Genomic DNA, 6,361 nt, shown 5'->3' with positions numbered 1-6,361 from the left:
CCGTGGGGGGCCGCCGGGCCGACTGGTTCGAATCCGACGCGATGCCCACCGCCGACGGCGACGTGGTCGTGATTCACGACGCGGAGCTCTCCGGCCGCGGCGAACGCGACGATTCCGGTACCGTCGTCGACCGCGGGCTCACCGACGCGACGGGCGTCGTCTGGGAGACGGACACCGCGACCGTCACCGGCGCCGAGGTGCTCGACAGCGGGGCGACCGTCCCGCTGCTCGCCGACGTGCTCGACGCGATCCCGCCGGCCGTCGGCGTGAACGTCGAACTCAAGAACTCCGGCCGGCGCGATCTCCGCCCCGACGAGAAGCTCTCTGCCGACGCGCTCGCGGCCCGGACGGCGGTCTGGGGCCCGTTCGTCGAGCGCGTGCTCGGCGTCGCCGAGGAACACCCCCACGACCTCCTGTTCTCGTCGTTCTGCGAGGGGGCGCTCGCGGCGGTTCGGGAGCTGTCGTCGCGGCCGGTCGCCCCGCTGTTCGCCGAGTCGATCGCGGACGGGCTCGCGATCGCCCGCGAGCACGACGCGGCGGCGGTCCATCCCCCGTTCGACGCGATCCGCGGCACGCCGTTCTTCGACGCGGAGCGGTTCGGCGAGCCCGCCGAGAACGGAGAACCGGACCTCATCGCGGCCGCGCACGACGAGGGCCGCGCCGTGAACGTCTGGACCGTCGACACGTGGTATCAGGCCGACCGGCTCGCGGCGGCGGGCGTCGACGGGGTCATCGCCGACTACTCGACGCTGCTGCGCGACTGAGTCGCCCGCCGAGGCGGCGGTCGATATTTAAAAAATCGTTCGCGGCCCGGTGCGGCTCGCTTACCGCGCGGCCAGCCACTCGGCGAAGTCGCCGGTGAGGAACCCGGCGTAGTCGACGATCCCGAGGTATAGCGAGACGATCACGACGAGAACGATCGGGATCCGGACCGCCCAGATCCACGCGTCGCCGAGGCCGCCGATGTCGGCGATCCCCTCTCGTAGTTCCTCGCGGGCGGCGTCCGGAATGACCCAGCCGACGAACAGCGCGAGCAGCAGCGAGCCGAGGACGAGCAGTATCCCGTCCGCGAGCAGGTCGTACAGGCTGAGGAAGATCAGGTCGATCGTCACCGGCACGCCGAGCAGGAAGACGGCGACGCCCAGCGCGACCGACGCCGGGATCCGAGCGACGCCGATCTCGTCGATCAGGTAGGAGACGAGCACTTCGAGGATGCTGATCGCGGAGGAGAGCGCCGCGATCCCGACCATCGCGAAGAACACGATCCCGATGACGCGGCCGCCGGGGATCCCGGCGAACGCCGAGGTGAGACTCACGAAGATCGCACCGGGGCCGCCCGTTCCCGGTTCGATCCCGACCGTGAACAGAACGGGGAAGACGACGAATCCGACGAGGACGGCGACGAGCGTGTCGAGTGCGGCGATAACGCCGGCGTCCGACGCCAGATTCCGGTCCTCACCCAGGTACGAGGCGTAGGTGATCATCACGCCCATCCCGAGCGAGAGCGTAAAAAAGGCCTGCCCGGCGGCGGCGGGCAGGATCTCGGTCCAGTTCGCCGCGATCGTTCCGAAGTCCGGCGACAGGTAGTAACTGTACGCCGCACTCGCGCCGTCGAGGGTGAATCCGTAGGCGGCCAGCCCCAGCAACAACACGAGGATAGCGGGCACCATCACCTTCACGCTCAGCTCGATTCCGCGCCTGACACCGGCGGCGATGATACCGATGACGAGCGCCATGAACACGGCGTGAAAGAGGAGGGTGTCGAGGCCGGTCGAGACCGTTCCGAACAACGCCTCCGCCTCGGCCGGGTCGGTAACGGTGAACCCGTCGGTGAGTCCGATGAGGGTGTACCGGAGGAACCAGCCGGCGACGACGCTGTAGTACGACAGGATGATGAAGCCGGTGACGACGAACAGCCAGCCGGCGTACGACCACGCGCCGCTGCCGAGTTCCCGCAGCGCGCCGACGGGATTCAGTTCGGTCCGACGGCCGATCACGAACTCGACGAGGATCGCCGGGAACCCGATCAGCGCGACGAACGCCAGGTAGGTGATCAGAAACGACGATCCGCCGTACTGGCCGGTGATGAACGGGAACCGCCAGATGTTCCCCAGCCCCACGGCGCTACCGACCGCGGCGAGGATGAACCCCGCCCGCGTCGCCCATGTCTCGCGTGCCATCTGTGTCCGGAGGAATTCCGTTGCGGTCTAAAAACGTGTCTTTCCGCCGCTGAATCCATTATTAACGTCCCTGATGATTCGACGGGCGATACGAGACCGAGCGCGCCGTGCCGACGGTCGGCGCGGTCGCCCCGGCCGCCGCGTTCCGTTCGATCGGTCGGGGACCGTGAATTTAATAGCCGGAGGGTTACCTCACGGGATATGGAACGCGTAGACGTCGCTATCGTTGGGGGCGGTCCGGCCGGCGCCTCCGCAGCGCACGCGGCCGCGACCGGCGGCGCCGACGCCCTCGTCCTCGAGAAAGGGGTGCCGCGGGCCGACCGCGACCGACTCGGTCCCGACTCGACTGACGCCGCGGGAATTCTCGACTACTGGGTCGACATCATGGGGATCCACCCAGACGAGTTCGACGACGGCGTCGTTCAGCGGGAGCTGACCCGCGCCGAGTTCCGCGGGCCGGACGAGGCGGCGACGCTCACTGCCACCGGTATCGACTCGTCGTACGACAAGTTCGGCTACACCTTCCAGCGCGCCCGCTTCGACGACTGGCTCCGCGACCGGGCGGAGGACGCCGGGGCGGAGTACCGCGCCGGCGAGTCGGTCCGCGGCGTCGACACCGACCTGTCGGTCGATCCGAGCGCCGGGACCGGGGGCGCCGACGGGGGCGGCGATCCCCGTCACGTCGTCGAGCTCGCCTCCGGCGAGTCGGTCGGGGCCGACTTCCTCGTGCTCGCCGACGGTCCGCAGCGCACCCTGACGAACCGAGTGCTCGACGAATACCTCCCCGCGGACGCGGCCGCCTCCGAGCGGCTCGCCTCGCGCACGGCGAACCACATCGCGTACCAGGAGTACCGACGCGTCCCCGAAGCGGTGTACGAGGAGGTGAACGACGCGCTCGTCTTCTGGTGGGGCGTGATGCCCGGCGAGACGGCGTACCCGTGGATCTTCCCGAACGACGACCGCGTCTGCCGGATCGGGCTGACGATGCCGATCGGGCTCGACATCGACGAGTTCGACCGGGACGCGTACGCCCTGCTGGAGTCCGACGACGAGTCGGTACCGCAGGGCGGCGAGTACATCCGGCGGCTCTTGGAGTGGCAGTACGGCGACGAGTACGATATCGAGGACGACTTCCCGCTCGTCGAGCAGGCGGGCAAGCGGAACGGGACGGAGACGTACCCCATCTCCTCGACGCGCCCCATCGACTCGCCGACGGACGCCGGTATCGCGGTCGTCGGCGGAGCGATGGGCACGACCTCCGCCTTCCACGAGGGCGGCGACCACGTCGCGGTCCGAACCGGCGCGATCGCCGGCGAACTGGCCGCCGCGGGCGAGATGGCCCCCTACAATCGCCGCTGGAAGGAGGCGATCGGCGACGAGATCGTCCGCAACGTGACGATGGCCGACATGGTCGCCGACTACGAGCCCGACGACTGGAACCGGATCATCGGCGCCGCCGACGCCATGCTCGCGGCCGAGGCCGGCGACGGCCTGCTCGCGCAGCCGTACCGCTCGGGCTGGGAGTCGGTGAAGCTGCTGCTCGGCTACAAGTGGAACAAGCGCCGCGTCAAGAAGGACTACGTCGGTATCGACGAAAGCGAGTACGTCTACTAGTCCGTCGAGGCCGCCCTCGTTGCGTCCGGCGATTCCGGTCCGCAGTCACCGGATAACCGGTGCCGTCAGCTCCCGCGGTTCGGCAGAGACTCCCTCCACGTCGACCGGCTCGACCTCGTGGGTCGGCCACTGGCCCGTCTTCGTCAGCGTCTCGGTGAAATCCGGCGCGACGAGATGGGTGTCCTCGCTCTTTGCGCCCTGCACGGTCGGGTTCCACGCGTAGCCCATCGGCTGCCGGACCGGATCGTCGCTCCCAGGCGTAGCGAACCACTCGCGGCCCGCGAACCCCGCGGCGCCGCCTTGGTGGTGTTGCCGCCACTCGTCGGCGAAGCCGACGGCCTCGTACGCCTCGCGGATCGCGGCGAAGACGTCGCCGGCGGTGTCGGGGGTGGCGTCCGCGGCGTCGGAGCCGGCCGCGTCCGCGAGCCTCCCCGCGGCCGCGGCTTCGGTCGCCGCGAGCGCGGTCGCCTCGACGCGGGCCGCGGCGCGGTGGCGCTCCTCCAGCCAGTCGGGCGCGTCGAAAGCGACGGTCCGCGTCAAGGAGGCGTAGAGTCCGGCCCGCTCGGCGGTGACGGAGACGAGCGCGTAGTCCCCGAGACTCGCGTCGCTCGGGGCGTAGTGGCGGTAGCGCTGTGCGCGCTCCGCGCCGCCGACGAGCACGACGGGAGTGTCGACGTCGCGGGAGGCGAGCGAGATGTCGATCCCGGCGGCGACCTCGTACTCGGGGTCCTCGGGTTCGAGGTTGCGACAGACCGTTTCGACGGCCGCGGCGGCCTCTCGGCCCAGTTCGCGGTAGCGCTCGACGTCGTCGTCGGTGAGCGGCTGGCGCAGCCGGCTCCCGTCGACGCGCTCGAACCCCGGCACGTCGAAGTCGGCCGCGGCGGGCGCGGGCGAGCGCTCCGCGACGGCCCCGGCCAGCGAGTCGGTGTGCCACGGGAACGACTCGACGGCGACCGCCTCGGGGAGCTCCTCGTCGACGAGCCGCTCCGCCTCGATGTTGTCCGTGATCACGCGGAGCCCGCCGTCGTAGCCGGCGGCTGCCACCCCGACGTCGGCGTCCGCGTCGATGACGTTGTCGCCGCCGGTGAGCCACGCGAACCCGTTCGGCTTGGCGAACCAGACCGCTTCGACTCCGCGCTCGTCGAGGTACGCGTCGAGCCTGTCGGTGCGGGCGGCGAGATCAACCATACCGGCCGACTCTCGTCAATGCAGTAAAAACGGTCGAAAGCCGGCCGACTCGCCGTCGACGCGGCCGGGAGTTCCCCGGTATCGCGGCGCGCTATCGCCACGCGGGAGCGACGCCGGATCGGGAGACCGCGCCACGCCGTCGGCGCTCGAAACGAAAGGTTCAATTATGTCCCCCGGATACGTCGAAATGCGTCAGTAAGCCCCCTCGGGTTGGTAGTCTAGTCCGGTTATGACACCTCCTTGACATGGAGGAGGCCGGCGGTTCAAATCCGCCCCAACCCACTTTTCTCGCCATCATAACTACGAGCGAGAGCAGCGCGTGCCGGCACAACGGTGCTGCGGATTTGAAGCGGAGAACGATGCGAGCGTTAGCGAACGGCGTGACTGAGGTTCGGATCCGCCCCACCCGCTTTTGACTCCTCGCAACGGCGAGCAGAGCGGCTTGGCTTCGATTCATGCGCCCTCGCGTTGACACTGTACACTCGCGTTGACACTGTACAACAGCTCCGCACGCCGCGCAGCGTCGCGAGGCTTCCCGCTCGTGCTGGTGTATTCCCGCAGCGGAATCGCCGAAACCGATCAAGCGGTCGCCGACGTGTTTTTATACGTCCGGAGAGGCGATTACGCCAACACGATGCCACGCGAACAGTACCAGTCGAAGTTGGAGGAGCTTCGCGACGACGTGCTTTATATGAGCGAGGTCGTCGCGGAGCGGCTCCGGATGGGCCTTGACGCCTTGGAGCGACAGGACGGTGAGCTCGGTGAGGAGGTGATCGCCGGCGACGCCGAGATCAACGACTTGTACCTCGAATTGGAGGGGAACTGCACAGACCTCATCGCGCTTCAGCAGCCGGTGGCGGGCGACCTGCGGTTCATCGCCGCCTCGTTCAAGATCATCACCGACCTCGAACGGATCGCGGACCTGGCGACGAACCTCGGCGAGTACGCGAAGCAGGCCGACCGCGAGGTGTTCCCCGACGTCGACGTCCAGCGCATCGGCGAAGACACGCTGGCGATGTTGGAGGACGCGATGGAGGCGTACGCGGAGTCGGACGCGGAACTGTGTTACGCCGTCGCCGAGACCGACGACGAGATCGACGCCGCCTGCGAGGCCGCGAGCGACCTCGTCGTCCGCGACCTCATCGAGCGCGACGAGCTCCGCGAGGAGGCGGACGTGGAGGGGACGATGCGGAACGTCTCGCGTCTCCTCCTCACGATCCGCGATCTCGAACGCGTCGGTGACCACGCGGTCAACATCGCCGCGCGGTCGCTGTACATGATCGAGAACGACGACGAGCTACTGTACTGACGGCGGCCTCTTTTATTCGCCCGTTCGCTCGTAGTCGCCGACCGATCCCGACGCCTACAAATCCCTCCCC

General features: G+C 68.9%; 5 protein-coding genes and 1 tRNA gene. 4 read left to right on the top strand and 2 right to left on the bottom strand.

Translation table 11 applies throughout. The annotated features are described in order from the left end of the window. On the top strand, positions 1-764 hold a 764-nt coding region (locus OQF71_RS06835), incomplete at its 5' end, for a glycerophosphodiester phosphodiesterase family protein (protein WP_280586675.1). Positions 765-824: 60 nt separating this feature from the next. Here the strand turns inward: OQF71_RS06835 and OQF71_RS06830 are convergent. Next, positions 825-2,180, bottom strand: coding sequence for a sodium-dependent transporter (locus tag OQF71_RS06830; protein ID WP_280586674.1), 1,356 nt, complete (start codon positions 2,178-2,180; stop codon positions 825-827). 201 nt (positions 2,181-2,381) lie between these two features. Here OQF71_RS06830 and OQF71_RS06825 point away from each other — a divergent pair, with 201 nt between their 5' ends. After that, positions 2,382-3,794 carry an NAD(P)/FAD-dependent oxidoreductase gene (locus tag OQF71_RS06825; RefSeq protein ID WP_280586672.1) on the top strand — a complete coding sequence of 471 codons (1,413 nt, stop codon included), beginning with the start codon at positions 2,382-2,384 and terminating at the stop codon, positions 3,792-3,794. Positions 3,795-3,839: 45 nt separating this feature from the next. Here the strand turns inward: OQF71_RS06825 and OQF71_RS06820 are convergent, their stop codons facing one another. Continuing rightward, positions 3,840-4,982, bottom strand: a complete 1,143-nt coding sequence (locus OQF71_RS06820; RefSeq protein WP_280586671.1) for a M24 family metallopeptidase — start codon at positions 4,980-4,982, stop codon at positions 3,840-3,842. A 207-nt stretch (positions 4,983-5,189) separates the two neighbouring features. On the opposite strand from OQF71_RS06820, the gene OQF71_RS06815 reads away from it, so the two are divergent. Next, a tRNA-Val gene (locus OQF71_RS06815) sits at positions 5,190-5,264 on the top strand. A 352-nt stretch (positions 5,265-5,616) separates the two neighbouring features. Further along, a complete protein-coding gene (phoU, locus tag OQF71_RS06810; RefSeq protein ID WP_280586670.1) occupies positions 5,617-6,291 on the top strand; it encodes a phosphate signaling complex protein PhoU in 675 nt (224 codons plus the stop codon). Positions 6,292-6,361: the final 70 nt, after the last annotated feature.

Origin of the sequence: Halorubrum sp. Boch-26, from assembly GCF_029889805.1 — an archaeon.
Taxonomy (GTDB): domain Archaea; phylum Halobacteriota; class Halobacteria; order Halobacteriales; family Haloferacaceae; genus Halorubrum.
This window is presented reverse-complemented; position numbering and strand designations above follow the sequence as displayed.